This is a genomic window from Nostoc sp. CMAA1605, assembly GCF_021596505.1.
GTDB lineage: Bacteria > Cyanobacteriota > Cyanobacteriia > Cyanobacteriales > Nostocaceae > Trichormus.
In genome coordinates this window covers 23897-45168 of record NZ_PJIZ01000020.1, presented here as the reverse complement: position 1 = coordinate 45168, position 21272 = coordinate 23897, and the positions used below count along the sequence as shown (strand labels likewise).

The window sequence follows — 21272 nt, the reverse complement described above, 5'->3', positions numbered from 1 at the left end:
TGGTAAATAGCTGAAATTAGACAGTTTTTATACCTCAGTGAACCACAAAAAGGCGTGTTGTTCGTGACGATTATCATTAAAGATTTTATACATAGGTGTAAGTGTAATATTTTGATGCTGTTGCTCAATTTCTTTAATTACGCGATTTGTGCGAATTACCGTATTAACAGGTAAGAGCTTAGAAAGCTGAGGTAGCCAATCTAATGCTCTGTAAACATCTAGTAAGCTTTTAGTTCCTGGCAAGTATTTTATAATTTGTGAGTCTGGGAATTTTTGTTGTATAAAACACCCTACATTGTAGGCATACTCTACATCTGTACTCCAGTGTTGACAGTATGATTTGCGGTATTTTAAACAGCTATAGAATAATTCCTCAACTTCTTGAGGGTCATGATTTCCAAAAGCATATTCGACTCCAGCTAAAGTCCGATGCAAATACCAAGCGCGTAAATCTTCTATTTCTGCTCTCGGATGTTGTGTAGTTCGCTCATCTGGATAGTTCCGAAAAACTCCCAAAGTTTGGGGTATGGCTTTAGTTTTAATGAATGGCAAAATGCGACTCTTAAATTCTGTGTCTCCTGCTGCTCTAAAAGTGGCATCATAGAAACCGAACCTATCATGAATAGACCGACGATAAAGCGCACCTACCCACGATAGGTAACAGGTTTCTAAATAAACTAAATGTTGTTGATAACCTCTGCGGTCATAAACCATTACATCACTCATCCATGAGCCATGTTGATCAACATTTGTCACTAAACTGTTCGCTTGTACCCAATCTAGTGTCGGATCTACATCTAATTCTGCCGCTAAGATTTCTAAACACTCAGGCAGTATGGTTTCATCAACACCCAAAAAAGTCAAATATGGTGAACGAGCAAGGTCGATTCCGCGATTCCACGCACTCTGTATGGTTTCACGTTCAGCACATCGTGCATAAACAATAGGAATATCTAGAGATTCCATCACCTGCTTGAATACGCGATATTCATCACCAGGAGAACCGCTATCAACCAGAATTACCTCCGCAACACCAGCTTGAATCAAAGTTTGGAGCTTGAGTGTTTGTAAAAATAAAGGGAGTTTTGCAGCAGCATTATACAGTGAAACTATAATGGAAACCCGGTAGCTGGAGGAAGTCCGCCGATCATCGAGGAATTCGTACTCCCACTTTTGATTAAATTTGTTGTCTGCTAAAGCCTGATTGATCATTGCTTGACAACGTTCATATTGATCTGGAAAGTTTCCATACATAGCTTCAGCTGCTAGTGCTTCTCGATTAAAGCCATTGGCTTGTAGTATAGATACGACATTGGGCAGATCATTAAAATAATCATAGCCAAGCGATCGCATACATCTAATCTGATAAGTTGCAGCAACTATATCATTACCCTGGAGCATCTCTAATCTGGCAATCTCTCTCCAGATTCTCACACGGTCAATTCGATGCTCAGAAGCAAAATTCCAACAACTACTAACTTTACCAGCTAATTCTTTTTGATTGCCTTCACCTAAATTGAAGATATATTGATAACTATCAACTAAAGATAGTGCTTTTAGCCCTTGATCCACAATTTTGAGGTTTTCATAATTATCCTTGCTTAAAATAGCCTTTACCTTTTCTTTGAGAAACTTTTGAGGATTAATGCGCCAAGATTTGATATTTTTTAATCCTCGCTTAATTTCTGGACTAATTTGCTTTTTCAAATTCCTTACTATATCTTTTTTTATATAATTAGTCGTAGCCAAAAATCTGCGTTCATCCTGAAGTTTTATTAGTTTAGAATACCAGGTTTCTGTTTCACGACGCATAGATTTATCATATGCTGGCTGACTTTCGTATATTGCTTCTACAGATAAACCAGATATTTCTGGTTTAGCCTGAGATAAATATTCGACTAATTGATAACGATAGTTATCATAATTATCTAATAATGCAATCAGAGAAGGAATACAAGAATAAATGTCGTTCGGATCTATAATTATTAAAGGTAGATTAGGATAAATCTCTTGTAAAAATCTCACAACCCCAGCTCCAGTTCCGATCACAGTCGGACAGCCAGAGAATAACGACTCAAGAGCAGTTAAATTAAATGTGTCATATTTAGAAGGCAAGAAAGTTACAGATTTTCTGGAAAACACCTGTTCATATAATTGTTCATGGCTCATAGATGGCAATAATTTAATTTCATCTTTGATGCGGTTATTCACCATTTGATAAAGTAGCAGTCCTGAGCCTAATTCACCTTTATAATCAAAACTGTCAGGGCCTATAATATTAGCTGTTTTGAACTTAGAACTAGGTAGCCACCAAGCCAAATCGACAAAAATATCGGGGCCTTTACGCCTTTCTGTGCGACCGACAAAATTCAGGTCTGGTAATTCGTCTAAATTAGTAGCTAATTTAGGTTTAGGCAGTGAGATCACCGACAAAGGATTTAGATAACAAGATTTCAAATCAAAAACTTCTCGCCACTCATCTAAATAAGTCTGACTGATACCGTAGCGAATATCAACCACACTGTATTGTATTTTCTCTTGCCAAATTAAGGTTTGATCAACTTTTCCACCATAAAACCAATCCATCTGAATAGAAGTGGATATATTGCCATGCATCGACAAAGCAAGATGCTCAAAGTCCACTTTATGATGTCTGAGTGCAGGTCTGAGCATAGTACCCACTTGTTCATAATCTGGCAAATCTACAACATCAAAACGCTGTCCAGCTACCGAAGCAGCTATATTGCTAGCTAAGATAAATGCGCGGTAAATCCATTTTGGTGGGGTCAAATCCAAGAATTTTACATAATCCGCAAGATGATATCTTTCTCGATAAACAATAGGGTGTGCATTGCTAGGACGAGTGCTTTCTAAGCGTTCGGAAACTATGAAATAATAAAAATCAATCTGGGGATTCTTCTCAATTAAACTCCGATAAAATGTTTGCCCACCACCAATCTTATTAAATAAATCAAAATCTACAATTAAAACTTTCATATGTTTTTTGTTTTTTTCAATACGTTTCTAAGAAAAGATTATTTGCGAACCAGGCGCATTAGTTTTAGCACTTAAAATTTGATGCTTATTAAAGCAACTGTGTAAGTTTTTGTGGCATTCTGGAGGGGCAAAAAATAACATAAATCCACCTGCGCCTGCTCCCAATAATTTGCCACCCCAAGCCCCAGCTTCTATCCCCATCTGATAAATTTGATCGATTTCTGTATTAGAAATACTCCCATCAAGGCTACGTTTAGCTAACCATGCACGATGTAGTAAATCGCCAAATTCTGATAATGGTCGATTGCTAGTTAAAATATCCCATCCTGCATCAACCATGTATCGCATCTCCTTCAAAGTGGCTTTGTTGTCCCCGACTTTTTGCAACTGTTGGGCCACAACATCAGCTGCCTTGCGTCTAATACCTGTAAAAACGATGAAAAGATGCTGTTCAAATTCTTGTAAGCGTTGTGGGGATAGAGGTACACGGTTAACAATAATATTGTCTTCAGCCCTAAATTCAACCAAATTAAAACCACCAACTGCGGCTAGAACTTGATCTTGACAGCCCACTTTGTCCTGAACTAAGTGACGTTCTACATAAATTGCTTCATAGGCTAATTCGAGAGGTTTGACAAATTCTCCTTTAAAACTGTGGAGGGCGTGCAGTAAGGAAACTGTAAATGCTGAAGAAGAACCTAGTCCTGTAAAAGCTGGTAAATCTGCTACATTATGTAATTCAATATCTTTGTCTAAACCACAAAATTTTAAACACTCACGATAGACACGATGTTCAATTTCGTCTACGTTTTTGACTAATTCAACTTTGCGATAGGAAAGTCGAATTGAATAATCAAATAAGCGGCTAAAAAAGGGACTAGCCGTAATGTAGGAAAATTTATCAATTGCTGTGGCTAATACAGCACCTCCGTGTTGAATAAAATATTCAGGGTAGTCAGTTCCACCACCAAAAAAACTAATACGAACAGGAGCGCGAGATATTAGCATAATTCTTATAAACAATTGATGTTGTTGGCTTTTACAGGTTTTATTTAAATGGCTATTTAATAAATAAACTTAATAGAGATACTTTAATTTAAATAAGATTTCAACCAATTAATAAAAGGATTAACCTCTTGCTCTAGATTATATTTAGATTCAAATAATTCTTTGGCTTTCCTGCTCATGCTTAAACGCCTTGGCTCGTCTTGAGCTAACAAATCGATTGCCTCAGCTACAGCATCTGAATCTTCAGGTGGAACACAAATTCCCCAACCTTCATTTTGAACATATTCAACTAAATTAGGATTATCTGATGTAATAGTAGGGATGCCTAAAGCCATGTAATCGAAAACTTTTGCTGGATTTGCATATAGTCTACCTAAATAATCATGGGAATTCGAGTATCGGAAAGGGTAAAAACAAATGGCTATACTTGCCAACTCAGCAGCACGTTTCAGTATAATATCTCTAGGTACAGGTTGGTGTATAAGGACTGGTTTATTTTCTTTTTCAATCCGTTTCAACAATTGCTGATTATCTTCATGAAGTAGAAATGATCCAGTCAGATGTAATTCTGCTATTGATTTACTCTTATAATAAGCATCCAGAATTTCTGTAATGCCATGAAACCGACTAATAGTACCGTGATACCATAAAACCAATGAAGGATTTTGATTAAATTCTTCACAAGGTTGGATATTAAGGATTTCTTTCTGACGAGTTAAATTCCGAATTGAGAACCGAGTGTTAGTAATTGACGCGTGTGTAAGACGATATTTCAATCTACCTGGGTCTACATCTACAAAAGCATCTACCTTATCAAATAAAGATGCAACATAATTATCAAAATTCTCCTGAATAGATGGGATTTCCAACATATAAGCAATTAGTGGTTTATGGAAGATTTTTTTGGAGATAAAGTAGGCAGTTGCTAAACCCAAATCATTTAATCCTATGTAAGCATCATACATCTTTAACTGTATGAAAGCTTTAGCCATAAACTCTAGCTTACCAGATTTTGTATAGTGATGATTACAGGTAGTTTGATAACTAATAGTATTAAAATTATGTTTTAATTTTAATTCTTCTTGATCACCAAAACAGAGACAGAATATATCTACATCAATTCCTATCTCTGTTATTTGATCTGCAACTAACTTAATAGTGGGGTAAAAATAACGAATATCTTCAGGAATTAAAATACAAATCCGTTTACTCTGTTTATTTGAATAGTCTGTTTGGGGAATATTATTTCTATTTAGAGCAGTGTATAGTTGATTACAAAAATCCTCTTGAGCGAAATCTTCTCTATCAAGAAAGTGCTTAATTACTAAATCAAAATATTCTACATCTAATTCTTGGTAATTAGATTGTAATTGCTGGTAACAGTCTTTGAGGTTATTATGAGTAATTTCTAAATTACTATAAGATTGTTCTAATTTATTAATGTGTTGTTTTTGTGCATCAATTCGTTCTTCTAGTGCATGATAAGCACTATCTAAATCTCGAATGAATGCTCTAATCGGAGGTGGAATGATTTTTTTCAAAATAGAGTAAGGTGTAACCATATTTACCATGTAAATTGCTGATGATTATCCAAAATGAAAGATTCAGCTTGTGGTAAAGATTCAGGAGTGCCTATATCCAAAAAAGGAGCATCAGTAATAGCTACTTGCAAGCTAAAATTTTGACTTATTAATAAGGGGAATACCTCATTTTCAAAGCTCAAAGGTAATGTATTTGGAAATTCTTTCATCAAAGAGTTTCTTAATAAATATACTCCTGCACTTATTATTCCAGAACCTGGACGTTTTTCTGCAAATTTTTCTAATTCACCTAACTGATTACATACTAGTGAACCATATCGGGAAGTATCACTTACTGATAAGCCAAGAATTACACCACTAGTTTTATTACCAGAAAGATGATGACTAAGTAATGCCAAGTTGGCAAAAACTAGAGAGTCGCCATTAACGACTAACCAAGCATGAGGCGATTTTCCACTGAGATGTACAGCATTTAAAAAACCCCCAGCAGTGCCTAGTGGTTTGGTTTCTCGACAGCAAATAATTTGTATGCCATCAACAGGTTGTGTGTGGAAATATTTTTCTATAACTTCTCCTAGATAACCTGTGGAAATGACGGCTTTTGTAATGCCTTGTGTTTTTAGATAACGTACAACCCACTCAATAAAAGGTTTACCTGCAACTGACACCATAGGTTTAGGCACACCGTCTAATAGGTGTTTGATGCGTGTGCCGTACCCACCGGCTAAAATTACAGCTATGACATCATTTGGGGGAAATGACATAAGCTCACTCTACTAAACGTTAGAATACAAGCTGTTGCGTAAGATTGTATAACCTTTAATCAATTCCTGAATACCTCGGCTTAAAGACCAATCTGGTTCAAAGCCAGTATTTAAAATTCTGGCGTTGGAAACTATGTAATCGCGCTTATCTGGATCTTCACCGATGGGAGCTTCTAGATATACAAAGTTGGGTAAATGTTTTTTAATTTCAGCGCATAGTTCTAATTTGGATAAATTCGCATCTTCTAATCCAACATTGTAGGGTTTACCCTTCATGGTTGCAAAATTGACAATGCCATGCAAAAATACTTTGCTAACATCACGAATATGGATATAATTCCTCTTAAAATGACCTTCAAAAACTAGAACTGCTCGGTCATGGACAGCACGATAAACAAAGTCATTGACTAACAAATCAACCCTCATACGGGGGGACATACCAAAGACAGTAGCCAATCTAAACGTAATGCTATTTTCTCTTTCTAAAACAGCTTGCTCGGCTTCTACTTTCGTGATTCCGTATAAAGAAATTGGGCGTAGAGGTGTTTCTTCTGTACAAAACTTTCCTGGTTCACCGATGCCGTAACCACTATTTGTGACTGGCATGAGAATGCGTTGTTCCTTACTGGCTAGCCTACACAACATTTTGACAGCATCGGAGTTAATTGTTTGGGTACCGATCGCATCATTTTTACATAATGGTGCGCCTACTAATGCTGCTAAGGGAATAATGACATCAGCATCTTTGAGCAGAAGTTTAATAGTGTTTTCATCTCTGCAATCACCTCTGACGATTTGAAACCCGTCATATTGACAGCAATCAGCCAAGCTATTTTGGTGAAACATGAAATTATCTAGTACAGTCACCTCATAACCATGAGCTAATAAAGTTGGTGTCAACACTGACCCAATATAACCAGCACCTCCAGTAATTAATACTTTCATACTCGCTCCTAGCTTACTCTGAGTGAGATTTTACAACTAAAAGAGCTTTTTAGTAAAAGTTGTTACTGAAAAATAAAAATTTAGGTGTTACCTTCTCTGACTGCTTGTAGATAATAATCTACAGTTTCTTCTGCATCACCTGTAAACCGTATTTGTCCCTTGTGCAACCAAATTGCTCGGTTACACGAATTTTTGATAAATTCTAAATCGTGGGAAACTGCTAAGACTGTGGCGTTTGCGTCCCAAAATTTATCGATTCTTTGCTTACACTTGTTTTTAAATTTTTCATCTCCTACAGATAAAACTTCGTCGAGAATCAGGATATCCGGTTGTACATCTGTAGCGATCGCAAATCCTAACCTAGCTACCATACCAGAAGATAAACCCTTAACGGGTACTAAAGCATAATCTTCTAATTCTGCAAACTCTAATATCGAAGAGGCTCTTTTTTGAATTTCTACCCTGGAAAAACCTAAGAGAACTCCATACAGGAGAATATTATCCATTACGGAAATCTCAGCATCAAAACCAGCACCAAGTTCAATCAAAGGTGCAATTTGTCCCCTAACTCTGACTGTACCATTGGTTGGCTGTAAAATAGCACAAATTACTTTCAGCAGTGTTGATTTACCTGAACCATTTGCGCCAATAATTCCTACTTTTTCACCTGAGTTAACAACCAGATTGATCTGCTCAAGAACTAACTTACGTGCAGGCTTACGGTACTTACCTTCAATCAGCGATAGAACTGTCTTTTTTAAGTCATAGGAAAATTCTTCTTGCGTCCGCCGCCACAGAGATACTTGTTCTAATCGAATAAGTTCCATCTAGAGTAAATCCATAAACTGATGTCGCCACATATGAAAACAAGTCCATCCCAAGGCAAAAATTATGATGCCACTGAGCAAAGCCCCCCAAATTAAATTTAAATCTGGTAGATTACCAGATAAAGTAATTTGACGTAGACTTTCAATGATTGGGGACAGTGGATTTAATCCTAAAAACGGTTTAACTTGGGGTGGTACAATGGCCGCTGGGTAGAATACAGGACTGCTAATCCACAGTACGAACACGACTAACTCATAGAAGTAAGGTAAATCTCGAAAAAACACATAAAGCGCACTAACTAAGAATCCCACTCCTGCACACACTAAAATTAGGGACAGCAATGGAAGTAGTAATGCTAACACATTTAATATACTTTTAGAATTGATGAGTGCGATCGCAGCTAATAAGGGAAATGCTCCCACTGCAAACTGAAAAATATTGGCTACCACCATTGAGACGGGGAAGACACTCACAGGGAGACGAATTTTATTTAACAACGCCCCATTATTGACGACACTAGATAAAGCTTGGGATGTGGAGGATGAGAAGAAGTTAATCACGACTAAGCCAGTAAAGGCGGCTAGCACGTAGTTGACGATGGAATTACCGTAATAAGATGCGAATGTCGCACCAAAAATTGCACTATAGAGTGCTGTCATAATCAAGGGGTTCAATAGTGACCAATACACGCCTAGTAGAGAACCTCTGTAACGCACTTTGAGATTCCGCATGACCAAGACTTGCAGCAACTCCCAGTAGCGGCGTATTTGTAGCCAATTTAAACTCTTTTGAATTGAAAGCGTCATTCGCACTCCAAGACCACACAGCACACATCTGTCATTCGCGCATTCTATCGTATTAGCGAGTACATTTCTGCACGAAACTAGGACTTAACCTATATTTTCCCCATCATGACTGAGCGTCAGCCAGGTTCATCAAGTCTTGTCTCATAGCCACCATAGATTACCCAATAATTACATTCCGCCAGACCAGTTTACTTGTCGGTTAGTTCCTAAAATTATTTGTCAGGAATTATTAACCTCTTTATAGTCACACTACTCTGTAAAAGTCAACTAAAAATACTTACGTATCTCTGTGCCAGTCTTGAGCGACTATCAGACTATATCAAGTATTGTGGATAGCGATCGCCAAGACCTAACAACAATTGACAAAAGTCTGGCCATTGTTAGCCTGCATTAGACACAGGCAGATAATCAATTAAATTTCATTCATTTATCAACTATTTCAGAGATGGAATACAAAGCTAATGATGTCTCATTGATATCAGCAACCAAAACTGATGATGTTGATTTCTCAATTTGCATAAGAGCAGAGCTGAAGCCCTTACTACACAGGAATTATGCTGAAAAAATTAATGCCGATTCGCTGATTATTTCTGCACTTTAGCCAGAAAGTTAATTAATCTCAATATAAAGATGAGCATTAAATGAGAAAAATGTTGAGTGATATATCGAAATGATTAACTGTGTATCGCATTCCCAAGGAAAATGTGAATAATTAAATAATTCATAAGTATGTTTAACATTGCCAGTAAATTGAATAACATATAGAAAATGTGCAGACGAGGGTATTAAATGGAGCCATTACAACAACAAATCCTAACTGTAAGTCATAAACTGGATGCCCTCTACCAGTTTATTGAGCAACTTGACACAAAAGTAGCACAAGCTATTTCAGAATGTTCTTTAGCTAGAACAAAAGCCAAAGAGAGTTTTCATGAGAATCGAGAGATTAGCTATTCTCAGTTCAAAGGACAATTCAGCATCACTTCAGAATTAGAACACAAGGATGTATTAATCGATGGCATTTATTTAGATACGAGCAGCCAAAGTGGAGAAAAGAGCTTATCACCAGAAATTCAAATACAGAGACTTACCGCACAGCTGACAGCAGCCTACAATCGGATTGCGGCTTTAGAAGAACAATTACTGAGAGAAAGAATACATTAAGTTGCGATAGTTAAATTTACTCCGATGAAAATTTGCCGGAAGTTATGAGTCCGGTATTTTTGTTTTTATGGCAAAGTGAGGCGGGGTAATGAGTGCTGTTAGCGGTAGCGCGGCGTTCAGCCGGTGCTGAGTGCTGAGTAACGAGTGCTGAGTAATGAGTAATGAGTGCTGAGTAATGAGTAATGAGTAACGAGTCGTGATAGTGTTTATTGCTGGACTTACGCAAAAATAATTTAACTTCGTCATTACGAGCGATCGCGTTCACAAAGTGTTCCCGCAGGGTAGTAATCTCTCTTGATGTTGGGATTGCTTCCCCAAACTTTGTTCCGATCACAAAGTCCTGTATTGATCGAAGATGCACTTGATTCTGCTCTGTAAGGATGTTTTACACAACGTCTCTACATCATTGTATTTTGGTCTAACTTCGCTAACGGACGCTCAAATAATTTGGCTGAGTTTTTGAATTTGGGTTTCGATCGCTAGTAAAAGTTCTGATTGTTGCCAATTGTGACTAAGACTAGCGGCGATACAAGCAGCACCCGCACCCACGCCTTCCTTGACAAATCCCTGTTCATAGGCTCGGAGTTGGGGATAAGCTGAATGAGCAAAACTCAGCTGAGTAGCGAGTAAAGGAGGTGTGGGGCTACTAGGATAGTGGCTATTTTTGCCTAAACTGAGGGTGAGATTCACTGTATCACCTGTGGGATCTTCTGCTACCCAGCGAGTTGTTCCCACAACTACTGCTGCTGGCTGCCAAAATAAATTGTAAGTTTCGGCGATCGCACTCATGAGAGCATAAACCGCTAGCATTTGCGTTCCACCTGCTAACATCACACCACAACGGCGACTAGCTGCGATCGCCATTCCCGCCACTACTACTTGCATGGGATCACCCACCGCCGCAACTAATTCCAAAGGATCAACAGCAGAGTTAGAAGACTGGGGAGACAAGGAAGTTTTTTCCACCTTGTCCCCCTGATTTTTTTGGTGCATTTTCTGCAAACCTTGTTGTACGACTTGCCATTTTTGTTCATGGTTACAAATGGGGTGACTACTATTCACTTTGCCGATCGCGTCTATACCCAAACCAGTCAAAATTGCTAAAGCTGTAGTTGTTCCACCTACGACACATTCACTCAGAATTAGATAACTTTCGCGTGTTTGAGTAGCGAGGCGATCGCCCCAAAGTAGCCCTTGCTGCAATAATTTATGTACAGTCGTTAAATCCATTGCTTTACCTGTACTTAAACACTGAGCCGAAGAGCCACCTAAATCAATTGCGGGTAAGGATAAAGTTTGGCTTAACCCAGCATTAAATAAATACAACGGTATATTTAATGACTCTACAACAGCACGAGAAATCAGCACAGGTGAAGCTCCAGCCGTCAGAGGAGGGAGAGAGTATTGGGGTTTGTGATTTGCACCATAATATAAGAACTCAGCATCAGCACAAGCAGTATATTTCCGATCCTCTGGAGTCAAACCAGCTGCGGATATTCCTGGGATTAAAGCAGTTTCTGTAAAACCTAGAACACAGGTAAACAAAGGTAAACAACCATGATACTTTTCTAGCCACGCTTTGCCCTGTTCTTTTTCAGTATAAATATTAATCATAAACTTTAAGAGTATAGTTTAACTATAGAACAAGTTAAATAAGTACAAAATATACAAACTGCAAAGTATACAGTGAAAAACTAATTTAACCTCAGTAGTTAACAATAATTAGTAGTAATTGAAATGAGACTTATAATTTTCAGGATACAATGACAAAATGATTTTATTAGTTTCATATTTCAGTAAAATTATTAGCTCATGATCAGTTTCTTATCTTTGTAATGTATATTTTAAAACTTACACAATGAAAACCAATTTACCGATAAAATTGTCGCACTTGCCCAAGGCCCTGCCATTAGATGGTGCTATCCGTATTGAGTTAGTAGAAGGAGTGCCAATATTTCGAGCCTCTAGCTTAGTTCAGGGGAGAATTGAAGCATTATTAATTAAACAAAAAGAATCAACAATTACTTTAGAAGAAGAAAAAGAACTTGATGAATATGAAGAATTAGATGATTATCTGAGTTTAGTAAATCGGATGATCAGAAATTCAGCACTAATTGAAAGTCAAAGTGAATTATAGGGGATTAGAGATTTGTCTGTGAATCGATACATTAGTTAGGCTACTCAACATCAAGTACGACAAAGAGCTAATTTTTTGTGCGAATATTGTCACGCATCAGAACAGTGGCAATATGTTTCCTTCACTGTAGACCATGTAATTCCTCTTACCAAAGGTGGCGCGAATTCAATAGATAATTTAGCTTTAGCCTGTTTTCATTGCAATCGCCAAAAATCAGACAAAATTAAAGCCTTTGATGAATATTCTTCATCAGAAGTACCTTTATTTAACCCACGCATTGATAGTTGGCAAAAACACTTTATTTGGTCAATGGACGCACTCTTGATTGTTGGCTTGACAGCAACAGGACGTGCGACAATTGCAGAATTAGCATTTAACCGAGCTAGAATAATTAATATTCGTTGTGCTGATAAAGAAATTGGCAGGCATCCACCAGCAGATGATCCAATTCAAAGTTGAAAATTTAGTATTTGATTTGGAGAAAAAACTCAGTACACATTTATTTTTTCTTCCCTGTTCCATGTGTTCCCAGTTCCCTCCCTACGCAAACAATTTTAGGAATCAAAGCGAATTCCTATATATGAGGTTTGATTTAAGATTTAAACACTTATCTGAACTGTATTTAGTCTAATGACTAATGACTAATGACTAATGACTAATGACTAATAAATAACTAACTTTTAATAATCCATCAAAACTTGTACCCAATGCGGTGGGCGAGGGATGGGATTACCTAGTCTATCTAACAATAACCAAGCAGCTAAATGTACTACAAATAAATAGATGAAGTTATGAACAATAAATAAAGCTACTGCACCCAATTGGATGAACAACACATTGGGACTAGATAACAATCCAAATAGCGAAAATATCCAATCTGTCAATCTAGTGACTTGATTAATGGTGTAAACCCAAAGGTCTTCTCCTGACAAAATAGACAGCAACCACAACTGGAAAAAGTTTCCTAAAGTTGCTAATAATGTCCCCAAAGTGATAGAAACTAGCCAAGGAACACGACGATACCAAGTAGCCCCAAGTAGCACGCCCATAAAGGCAAAGGGCATAACAAATAATAAACTGCGGACTGGCCCCATGAGTACCGATAAAAGTAACCCAGAAGTAACAGCAGCAATCCATGCAGCCCGTTTACCCCACCGGAGATAAACTAAAGCGATGGGGACAGGGAAAAATATTCGTAAGACTGGCCCCAAAGGAAAGTAAAAATTAATAAACCAAATCAAACTAGCCGTACTAGCTAAAAACGCTGTTTCTACCATTCTTAAAGGCGCATCAACCTTTAATTGTGGTCGTTTTAACTCTGCTGGATGATATGACCATTTCTGGGTTGAAGGTTGAGAATCGGAGCCGGAATTTTCCTCTGGTTCAGAGTGTGGGGAATTTAGAATACTCATGGGGATTGGGGACTGGGGACTGGGGACTGGGGATTGGGGATTGGGCGATTCAATGAGTGGATTTTGGATTGGAATTCAATTTAAAATCCAAAATCTAAAATCTAAAATTTTTCCCCTAAACCCTTACAGCATAACTTCGTAAACTTTAACCTAGATTAAACGATTCTTTTTTCTAAAGCTGACAAATCGGGAATACAAATATTGTCTTGATCTCGCTTGATCAAGCCTTTTTTTTCCAATCTTGTCAATACTCTAGTTACAGTCTCCCGTGCTAGTCCACTCAAACTGCTGAGTTCTCTATGGGGTAAATTAGGGATTTCCGTTCCAGTTTGTCCTTGTTTACCTTGACCGTCTGCCAAAAATAATAATGTATCTGCTACTCGTGACTGACTATCGGATTCTCGCAACCTTAGACGACGATTTACTTGGCGTAATCGTCGCGCCATCAATTGTGATAGACGAATTCCCGCTAAAGGTTCTGTATGGAGTAATTTAACAAAATCTTGTGCTGGCATACTGCCGATTACTGTAGGTGTCAGAGTAATAACATCTGTAGAACGGGGTACTTCATCTAAAGCCGCCATTTCACCGAACAATTCCCCTTTACCAATAATATTTAGTGTTACTTCTTTCCCTTCCAAATTATATGTACGAATTTTTACCCAACCTTCAAATATAAAATATACGGAACCCCCCCAGTCATTTTCTAGTAGTATGACTTGATTAGCTGGGTGGGTGCGGGTTACGAGATGGTTAAGAGCTATTTCTACAGAGGTTTCTGGTAAACCTTGAAAAAAGGGAGCTGAGTTTATCCAGGGATTGTCTTCCATTACGACATTATTCAAGCGGCTAAAGGGAAACTAAACGCTATATCTAGCCTAAGCGATCGCTTTACACTTAATTTTAAAAGAGAACTCAGTATGTGGCAAAAGCAAGTGTATTAGAGGATTTTTACACAACTTATGGTATCCAAGGTTGTTAATTTTTGCGAATAGGGGACTGGGGATTGGGGATTGGGGATTGGGGACTGGGGATTGGGGACTGGGGATTGGAGACTTGTACTGAGCTTGTCGAAGTATTGGGGATTGGAAGGTAGACAAGGTAGGATTTATTTCCCAACTCAGCATCGGCTAAACAACGCGCTACCAATAACAGCACTCATTACTCATTACTCATTACTCACTACTCATTACTCAGCACTCAGCACTCAGCACTCAGCACTCAGCACTCATTACTCAACATGGCGATTTGAATTTTTTTGTGTTTTTATACTATGAAGTCCTTCAAACTGTAATATCGCCTAGTAAACTACCTCATATTAGCAGTTTCAGAATATTTTGATGTTTTGAGACTGTCACTAGCTCTAAATCATTGTCCAATGGCGATTAACTCCGGTGGGGCGGAATCTATCACCTCTGGCAAATTGACTGTTGACTCTCGAAATTTTGGATTTTGGATTTGTGATGCAAGGATTTTTTAGGTACAAGCCCCACCTAAGATTCGGGTAAAAAAATCTAAGATCCTCAATCTACAATCCCCAAGCCCCGTACCCTTGTAGTCGGGGTCAATCTAAAATCCAAAATCTAAAATCTAAAATTGATTGACGCAACGCTACTATTTTCAGTTATCCATCCCAAAAATTGATTGTAAATTAATTTACACAGCCAGTTAACCTAAAATTTTAGCTAAGGTAATTTAAAGTGACTTCCCGCAAAGATGAACTTCAAAAACTAATTGCAGATATTGACAACTTGCTTAACAGCAGTGGTAAACGCTTACCTAAGCTTTTGTCTAGTCAAGCGCAAGAGCCAAAGGAAGTTTTAGAAAGAACGCGTGATTTTTTAATTCAGTTACAAACATCAGAAATATCAGAGAATTCTGAACAGAACCCCACTAGTACAGTTTCTCCTAAATCGCCTTTGTTAGTGAAGTTTATTGACCAAGGGCAAAATCCCCCCACGCCACCAACACCACCCGCCCCCGATTTTCAAGAATACACTCATTCTCTGGTAACACAGCTGCAAAATGATTTGTCCGCCTGTGTCCAACCCTTGCAAGGAGAAGTTACAGCCCTATTGCAAGAACGGGCGATTTTGGTGCAAGAAATTCGACAGTTAGAGCAGAAGCGATTACATAATTACTCTCTCAGCCAACAATTGGCAAATCAAGAGCAAATTATTACTGAATTTTTACAAGTTTTAATGAGTCGCCTTGTTCCCGCTTTAACACCCAAAATGATTGAGGCGGCGGCAAATCACTCTAGTGAAACGCAAAATTATCAAAATAGTCTAGAAATTCCACCCAACCAACATCAAGCTTTGTGGGAAGCACCAGAACAAACTCAACGCTTAACACAACTAGCCCAGGAATTGGATCAACGTTTACTATCTTTGGATGGGACTGTAAATGTTGTTTTTGATGCCCTACAGCGCAATATTAATACTTATCATGATTCTTTATCGCAAGCATTGACGAGAATGCACAGTACAGGTTTACAAGGTGAACATTTACTAGTAAACCTCTTAAATAATTTGACACAAATTATACAGCAAAATCTAGCTAATTACCCTGTAAATACTTCTAAATTAGAAACTCAACCCCTGACTACGCCGATATTATCAACTACTACAGCTACTACTAATTTATCGCAGTCGGATAATACTGATATATTTGATACATTAACACTAGAAGAGTCACAGCCAGTGGCAACAGCCTCAGTGTCTAACATTCTAGACGAGCCTGAAACGTCAGAATTTGAAGCCCTGATGACAAATGAACTAGATGAGATGCTTTTGCAACTGGGTATTGATGAGTCTATTTCTACTGACAATTTGACTACACCAGATATCTTGTCTCCAGAAAGTGGGCAATCAACAGATGATGAGGTTGATCTAATTTACGCCAGCTTGTTTGGCATGGACAATTTCACCGCCATTCTGGAATTGACTTCTGAGTCAGTCATAGCGGATTTATCAGAAGAAGATACGGCTAGTAGTATATCTATAGCACCGCAAAATGTACTGGCAGAAGTTGATACAGCCGCCATGATGCCGGATGCTTGGTTTGATCAATCAGATACAGATTTTTTGGATCAGCCTGACTCCCCAGAAATCACAGATGCGTCACTAGAGACTATAGACTCTCTACCTTGGGAGGAATCGCCACTCCAGTTAGAGGATGAAGTAGACGACTTACAACCAATGGTGGGTTTGGAAACTCTGTTTGCAGATACTGCACCAACCCAGAGTGTTGATGATGATTTAGGTTTGCCCGAACTACAACCGGCTACTGAAGATACAATTACATCTTTAACTGATTTATTTGGGGATGTAAATATTACAGAAGCTTTAGCAGTTCCGCCATTAGAAGTCACTACCCCCAATACTACGCCGCCACCATCACCACCAATTACAGAACCGTTAGCAGTTAAACCTGAGATAACGGATAATTTAGCGGTGGTTGAGGAAAAAGTTGAGTCAGAACCATTACCATTAACGCCAAAACAACCAGAATCATTACCTGAACAATTTATTGCCGCTTCACCCCAGGAAAATTTACTCTCGCCGGAAGTCAACTCTTTAGCCAATCTCCCAGAAATTTCCCTGAATGAAGAGCAATGGCTGAAATTACATCAAGATTTAGCCAAACTAGAAGCATCCAGTCCCCAGTCTCCAGTCATTGGTTTGGAAAGTGCCGAGTTTTGGGCAAAGGATCGGCAACAATTAGAGCAAGAAGCAAAAGACAATACACCAAGTCTCGATGTTGCCCCATCACGGCCGATCGCTTCACCCCAAACAGCATCCACCTCTGACTTTAGCCCTGCTGAAAAAAAAAAGGAAGCCACAACTACAAATTACGAGAGTTCTGTAATCACGCCTGATACTCCCGTTGACAATAGAGAAACTGCACCTGAAACTTTAGACTCAGTTTGGTATTTAGGTATTGATTTAGGGACAACGGGGATTTCTGCAACTTTATTAAATCGTTCTACAGGCGTTGTTTATCCGATTTGTTGGTCAGCAGAACAGCAACCAGGAACTAATACTTTCCAGCAATCCTTCCGTTTACCCGCAGAGGTGTATTTGCCGAATGCTTCTGCACCGCCAATACAGAGTCATGGAGAAAATCAAGGATCGCATCTGAAAAATCATCTGTACTCAGCACAGTTAAAACCTTACTTACAGGTGGCAATTCCCTACAAAAATGACCAGCAAAAATGGCAACCTGTGCTGCAATTCAATGAATTTTCGGCAGGGCCGTTAATTTGGGTGGTGCGATCGCTCTCGAAGTTACTGTTGACTCTCAAAGCCGATCGCGACAGTACCACCCAAGGATTAATTGCGACAGCCGTGGGTTTGGATGATAGTACCTTTCATGAGATTGTCAGTCAAATTGCTGGTGTAATTTGTAACTGTCCTTCTACCTGGTCTGAACAATATCGCTTTAATGTGCGGGAAGCTTTACTGACAAGTAGATTAGTGCAGCACCCACAGCAAGTATTTTTTATAGAAGAAGCGATCGCTAGTCTACTCAGTGTCCTGAATGGGGCTAACGGTGAAAAGGTACAATTCAGCACCTACAAAGGGTTGACCCCAGTACAAAGTCACGATGGGGCGATGATGGGCAATACTTTGGTGATTAATATCGGTGCAACCGCTACGGAAATGGGACTAGTGGATGTCCCAGAGAATATACAGCCACTCACCCACAATGATTTTATGGTTCATGGTTTTGCCTATGCAGGCAAAGGCATAGAACAAGATATTATCTGTCAATTGTTATTACCGCCCAAATACCGTCAATCTCGCTGGCAAAACCCAGAGGATCGCCAGCAAACTCATCATTCTGCTTCACAATGGCAATCAGCCTTTCCTAATTTAGATGGCGTAGAGTGGCAAAGTTTGAATTTAGATGATTTAGAATTACCCCGTGTAGGAGAACCTGACATTCAAGCCAGAATTTTGTTGCAACAACACTTAGAAAGTTCCCTACTCGGACAAGCGGTCTTAGATGCAGCCTTAGCTTTAAAGCTGATTTTGCAACGTCAAGAAACCTTTAGTTTTGAATTAGCTGATCAAAAGTGGACTTTACAGCGTCGAGATTTAGAAACTCAGGTCTTTGTTCCCTTTGTGCGGCGGTTGAATCGGGAATTGAATAAGCTATTAGTAGCCCGTGGTATTCCCACGGAAGCGATTAATCAAGCAATTTTGACTGGGGGAGTGGCAAATTTAGCCGTGGTGAATCGTTGGTTACGTCAGAAACTTCCCAACGCCAGGATAATTCAGGACGCATACCTGGGTGAAAATGGCATTCCCAACTGTAGCCGTGTAGCCTATGGTTTAGCTTTGTTAGCACTACATCCCCAAGTTTTAGAAGAATCTCGCCATCAGTATACAGATTACTTCTTATTTACAGAATTGCTGCGACTGCTGCCCAACCGGACTTTGATGTTTGGGGAAGTTTTGCAACTATTTGAAGGGCGCGGTATTAATACCAGCACTTGTCAGCAGAGACTTTTGGCATTTTTAGAAGGGGAAATTCCACCAGGATTAATTCCTATAAATCCTGAATCAACTTGGTTAACACAACAATCGCAAACTAATTCTGATTATCAGGCGATCGCTACTACACCTCTATTTACCAAACAAGGAAATCTCGGCTATCGTCCCGACTTCACCCAATTGCAAACTTTCCATCGCTATCTAGATGCTGTCAAAGCCAGCACTCAGCAGTCCTGGGATGAGCCTTATACTCTTAACTTCTCGGTGGTGAGAGGGATATGAGGGTATAAGGGTGTAAGGGTGTAGGGGTGTAGGGGGAAAACTAGCACCCAACCTAACCCAAGGATTAGAAACCTTGCTTTTTAGTGCAACCGTTTTGGGCGGGTATTGAAATTCTTAAACCCCTAAACCCCCACACCCCCACACCCCTACACCCCTAACCCAAATACTTATCAAAAGGTAAAGTTTCTGGGTAGAAACTGGCAGCAGCACAGATAATTGCCTCAAAGCTCAACTATTAGGAGAAGCTAGAGATGATTTTTCCTCGTACGCGTAGGGTCTTAGCTGCTGTGTTGCTGTCAGTGTTATTACTGACTACAGCTTGTACAGCCAAAGCACCAGGCCGTTTTGATCAAGTACAACAAGAAAGCAGTCGTCAAAAGAATGGTCAGGCGGTTGCGAAAAATGCGACTCAAGGGAGTGAGTTCAATAAATTTTTCCCCAGTGAGGAAGCTGATTATCAACGAGTCTACACTCAAGAGAAAAAGGGTTTTGCTGAAGCTAAATTAAAAAAAGCTGGTAAAGACGTAGCAGTGTTATCGATTTCGGATACTAGCAGTACACCAGGCGCAGCCGCGAAGTTTTCTAATAGTACGAAAAACATCGCTGGTTATCCGGCTGTGGAAGTAGGTAATACTCAAACTGCGGTGTTAGTGGGTAAATATCAGGTAAAAGTATTATCGCGTTCTCCATCATTTAAAGCTAGCGATCGCGCTGATTGGATCGCCAAATTTAATCTAGATGGACTAGCCAAACTCAAATAGTCTGTATTCACACTCAAGAACAGAGTGGAAAATACTTTGTCATCAAGAATAATCAAATCTAAATTAGGAGATTTTTGTGAGCAAACCAATTTTTGAGTTGGTTGATCAATTACCAACCAGTGGCTTGACAATTTCCATGTTAAATGCTTTAGATTTTGTCGCTCCTGGTGAGTGGCAAAATACAGTCGGCTTTGTCAATACTATTAAGACTGTTACTGGTGAAACTGACGATAGTTTAATTCAGCAAATTGGCGAACGAGCAATCTATCTTTACAATGATCGCTCCCAAGGATATCAAACAGCAATGTGGCTTTATCAAACTGTTGACGGTACAGATAAGGCTTTAGGTGCAGCAGCCTTAGCTAATAAAGTTGGTGAAAGCATTCCACTTTTAGGTTTTCTCAACTCAATTACTCCCAAAGCAGATAAGGCTCAAGTCATCGATTTATCTTTGAAGGTAGTAGCGGAATTAGTCGCTTTTTGTCAAATTAATGGCATTCCTGGGGATAGCATCGGTGATTTTGTCGCTTCTTTAGGAGAATACAGTGGCGAATCCCTAATTCGTATGGTGGCTTTAGTCTGCGTTGATGGTTTGATACCCTTGGGGCCAGATTTTATCAATAAAGCGTTATCTGGATTAAGTCAAACCAACCCCAATGAGTTAGATAAAAGTTCTACTTTCCAAGGAATGAAAGATTTAATTCCTGGTAATAATGTGGGCAGTAAACTCGATTTTATTGGTAACAGTTTAGATTCAGTTAAAGGTTGGATGGGTGGCATTGTCTCTGCAAATAATTTAAGTCCCCAAAAAGTTGTGGGCAATTTGCAAAGTTTTATTCAATTTTCTGATGACAAATTAGATTATCTAGCAGCCTTTTTAGATGTATCTACCAATTACTACGAACACACAGGTACTCAAACCCTAGCACGCCGTTTAATTGAACGCGCAGTGGCCGAGATTTAACAGTTTCCACACATTTATATCACCCTAAAGTCCTCTTTTTAAGGGGACTTTAATTTTGTTTGTTGTTCCCCTTTTTTTAAGAGTGGCTAGAACACCCATTCAGTAATCTTGAAAGAACCTCTCCCCCTACCCCTCTCCTACGAGGAGAGGGGAGTTTGGCTC

Annotated in this window: 19 protein-coding genes; 8 read left to right on the top strand and 11 right to left on the bottom strand. The window is 39.0% G+C overall.

Annotated elements, in window-relative coordinates; translation table 11 throughout:
* Nucleotides 1–27: 27 nt before the first annotated feature.
* From CV014_RS09820 to CV014_RS09790, 7 genes are all read right to left on the bottom strand, one after another.
* Nucleotides 28–2997, bottom strand: a complete 2970-nt coding sequence (locus CV014_RS09820) for a glycosyltransferase (protein WP_236141848.1) — start codon at nt 2995–2997, stop codon at nt 28–30.
* Nucleotides 2998–3024: 27 nt separating this feature from the next.
* Complete coding sequence (locus CV014_RS09815) at nt 3025–4005, bottom strand: GHMP family kinase ATP-binding protein (RefSeq protein ID WP_236141847.1); 981 nt, start codon at nt 4003–4005, stop codon at nt 3025–3027.
* Nucleotides 4006–4088: 83 nt separating this feature from the next.
* Nucleotides 4089–5567: a glycosyltransferase gene (locus CV014_RS09810; protein ID WP_236141846.1), complete on the bottom strand. Its 1479-nt coding sequence runs from the start codon at nt 5565–5567 to the stop codon at nt 4089–4091.
* A gap of 2 nt (nt 5568–5569) precedes the next feature.
* A complete protein-coding gene (locus tag CV014_RS09805) occupies nt 5570–6310 on the bottom strand; it encodes a sugar phosphate nucleotidyltransferase (RefSeq protein WP_236141845.1) in 741 nt (246 codons plus the stop codon).
* Nucleotides 6311–6322: 12 nt separating this feature from the next.
* Entirely contained in the window at nt 6323–7255 is a 933-nt protein-coding gene (locus tag CV014_RS09800) for an NAD-dependent epimerase/dehydratase family protein (protein WP_236141844.1), read from the bottom strand.
* Nucleotides 7256–7335: 80 nt separating this feature from the next.
* Nucleotides 7336–8082 (bottom strand): ABC transporter ATP-binding protein, encoded by a 747-nt coding sequence (locus tag CV014_RS09795; protein WP_236141843.1) that lies wholly within the window; start codon nt 8080–8082, stop codon nt 7336–7338.
* On the bottom strand, nt 8083–8889 hold the full coding sequence (locus tag CV014_RS09790) for an ABC transporter permease (RefSeq protein ID WP_236141842.1): 807 nt from the start codon (nt 8887–8889) through the stop codon (nt 8083–8085). It lies immediately after the preceding gene.
* A gap of 789 nt (nt 8890–9678) precedes the next feature.
* On the opposite strand from CV014_RS09790, the gene CV014_RS09785 reads away from it, so the two are divergent.
* Nucleotides 9679–10053 (top strand): hypothetical protein, encoded by a 375-nt coding sequence (locus tag CV014_RS09785; protein WP_236141841.1) that lies wholly within the window; start codon nt 9679–9681, stop codon nt 10051–10053.
* 16 nt (nt 10054–10069) lie between these two features.
* Here the strand turns inward: CV014_RS09785 and CV014_RS09780 are convergent, their stop codons facing one another.
* Entirely contained in the window at nt 10070–10387 is a 318-nt protein-coding gene (locus CV014_RS09780; protein ID WP_236141840.1) for a hypothetical protein, read from the bottom strand.
* Between the two features lie 104 nt (nt 10388–10491).
* Nucleotides 10492–11667 (bottom strand): nicotinate mononucleotide-dependent phosphoribosyltransferase CobT, encoded by a 1176-nt coding sequence (gene cobT, locus CV014_RS09775; protein ID WP_236141839.1) that lies wholly within the window; start codon nt 11665–11667, stop codon nt 10492–10494.
* A 277-nt stretch (nt 11668–11944) separates the two neighbouring features.
* Between cobT and CV014_RS09770 the strand changes: the two genes are divergently transcribed.
* Together CV014_RS09770 and CV014_RS09765 are read left to right on the top strand one after the other, a co-directional pair.
* Nucleotides 11945–12190 carry a hypothetical protein gene (locus CV014_RS09770; RefSeq protein ID WP_442946899.1) on the top strand — a complete coding sequence of 82 codons (246 nt, stop codon included), beginning with the start codon at nt 11945–11947 and terminating at the stop codon, nt 12188–12190.
* Between the two features lie 75 nt (nt 12191–12265).
* Entirely contained in the window at nt 12266–12649 is a 384-nt protein-coding gene (locus tag CV014_RS09765; protein ID WP_236141837.1) for an HNH endonuclease, read from the top strand.
* A 221-nt stretch (nt 12650–12870) separates the two neighbouring features.
* On the opposite strand, the gene CV014_RS09760 is transcribed toward CV014_RS09765, so the two are convergent.
* The gene (locus CV014_RS09760) at nt 12871–13602 is read right to left on the bottom strand and encodes a DUF2232 domain-containing protein (RefSeq protein WP_236141836.1); all 732 of its coding nucleotides are present in this window, start codon (nt 13600–13602) and stop codon (nt 12871–12873) included.
* Here CV014_RS09760 and CV014_RS09755 point away from each other — a divergent pair.
* On the top strand, nt 13601–13744 hold the full coding sequence (locus tag CV014_RS09755) for a hypothetical protein (protein WP_236141835.1): 144 nt from the start codon (nt 13601–13603) through the stop codon (nt 13742–13744). The genes CV014_RS09760 and CV014_RS09755 overlap by 2 nt on opposite strands.
* Nucleotides 13745–13757: 13 nt before the next feature.
* On the opposite strand, the gene CV014_RS09750 is transcribed toward CV014_RS09755, so the two are convergent.
* Entirely contained in the window at nt 13758–14432 is a 675-nt protein-coding gene (locus CV014_RS09750; RefSeq protein WP_103135626.1) for a Crp/Fnr family transcriptional regulator, read from the bottom strand.
* Nucleotides 14433–14615: 183 nt separating this feature from the next.
* Between CV014_RS09750 and CV014_RS09745 the strand changes: the two genes are divergently transcribed.
* The 4 genes from CV014_RS09745 (at nt 14616) to CV014_RS09730 (ending at nt 21110) form a co-directional block, all read left to right on the top strand.
* Entirely contained in the window at nt 14616–14879 is a 264-nt protein-coding gene (locus CV014_RS09745) for a hypothetical protein (protein ID WP_236141834.1), read from the top strand.
* 423 nt (nt 14880–15302) lie between these two features.
* Entirely contained in the window at nt 15303–19385 is a 4083-nt protein-coding gene (locus tag CV014_RS09740) for a hypothetical protein (protein ID WP_236141833.1), read from the top strand.
* A 251-nt stretch (nt 19386–19636) separates the two neighbouring features.
* Nucleotides 19637–20146 (top strand): hypothetical protein, encoded by a 510-nt coding sequence (locus tag CV014_RS09735; RefSeq protein WP_236141832.1) that lies wholly within the window; start codon nt 19637–19639, stop codon nt 20144–20146.
* Nucleotides 20147–20222: 76 nt separating this feature from the next.
* Nucleotides 20223–21110, top strand: coding sequence for a hypothetical protein (locus CV014_RS09730; protein WP_236141831.1), 888 nt, complete (start codon nt 20223–20225; stop codon nt 21108–21110).
* The last annotated feature ends 162 nt before the right edge of the window (nt 21111–21272 follow it).

Excerpts from the sequence above, each read along its gene's own strand:
- CV014_RS09820 (WP_236141848.1), bottom strand. The coding sequence starts at position 2,997 with ATGAAAGTTTTAATTGTAGATTTTGATTTATTTAATAAGATTGGTGGT.
- CV014_RS09815 (WP_236141847.1), bottom strand. The coding sequence starts at position 4,005 with ATGCTAATATCTCGCGCTCCTGTTCGTATTAGTTTTTTTGGTGGTGGA.
- CV014_RS09810 (WP_236141846.1), bottom strand. The coding sequence starts at position 5,567 with ATGGTTACACCTTACTCTATTTTGAAAAAAATCATTCCACCTCCGATT.
- CV014_RS09805 (WP_236141845.1), bottom strand. The coding sequence starts at position 6,310 with ATGTCATTTCCCCCAAATGATGTCATAGCTGTAATTTTAGCCGGTGGG.
- CV014_RS09800 (WP_236141844.1), bottom strand. The coding sequence starts at position 7,255 with ATGAAAGTATTAATTACTGGAGGTGCTGGTTATATTGGGTCAGTGTTG.
- CV014_RS09795 (WP_236141843.1), bottom strand. The coding sequence starts at position 8,082 with ATGGAACTTATTCGATTAGAACAAGTATCTCTGTGGCGGCGGACGCAA.
- CV014_RS09790 (WP_236141842.1), bottom strand. The coding sequence starts at position 8,889 with ATGACGCTTTCAATTCAAAAGAGTTTAAATTGGCTACAAATACGCCGC.
- CV014_RS09785 (WP_236141841.1), top strand. The coding sequence starts at position 9,679 with ATGGAGCCATTACAACAACAAATCCTAACTGTAAGTCATAAACTGGAT.
- cobT (WP_236141839.1), bottom strand. The coding sequence starts at position 11,667 with ATGATTAATATTTATACTGAAAAAGAACAGGGCAAAGCGTGGCTAGAA.
- CV014_RS09755 (WP_236141835.1), top strand. The coding sequence starts at position 13,601 with ATGGGGATTGGGGACTGGGGACTGGGGACTGGGGATTGGGGATTGGGC.
- CV014_RS09760 (WP_236141836.1), bottom strand. The coding sequence starts at position 13,602 with ATGAGTATTCTAAATTCCCCACACTCTGAACCAGAGGAAAATTCCGGC.
- CV014_RS09750 (WP_103135626.1), bottom strand. The coding sequence starts at position 14,432 with ATGGAAGACAATCCCTGGATAAACTCAGCTCCCTTTTTTCAAGGTTTA.
- CV014_RS09735 (WP_236141832.1), top strand. The coding sequence starts at position 19,637 with ATGATTTTTCCTCGTACGCGTAGGGTCTTAGCTGCTGTGTTGCTGTCA.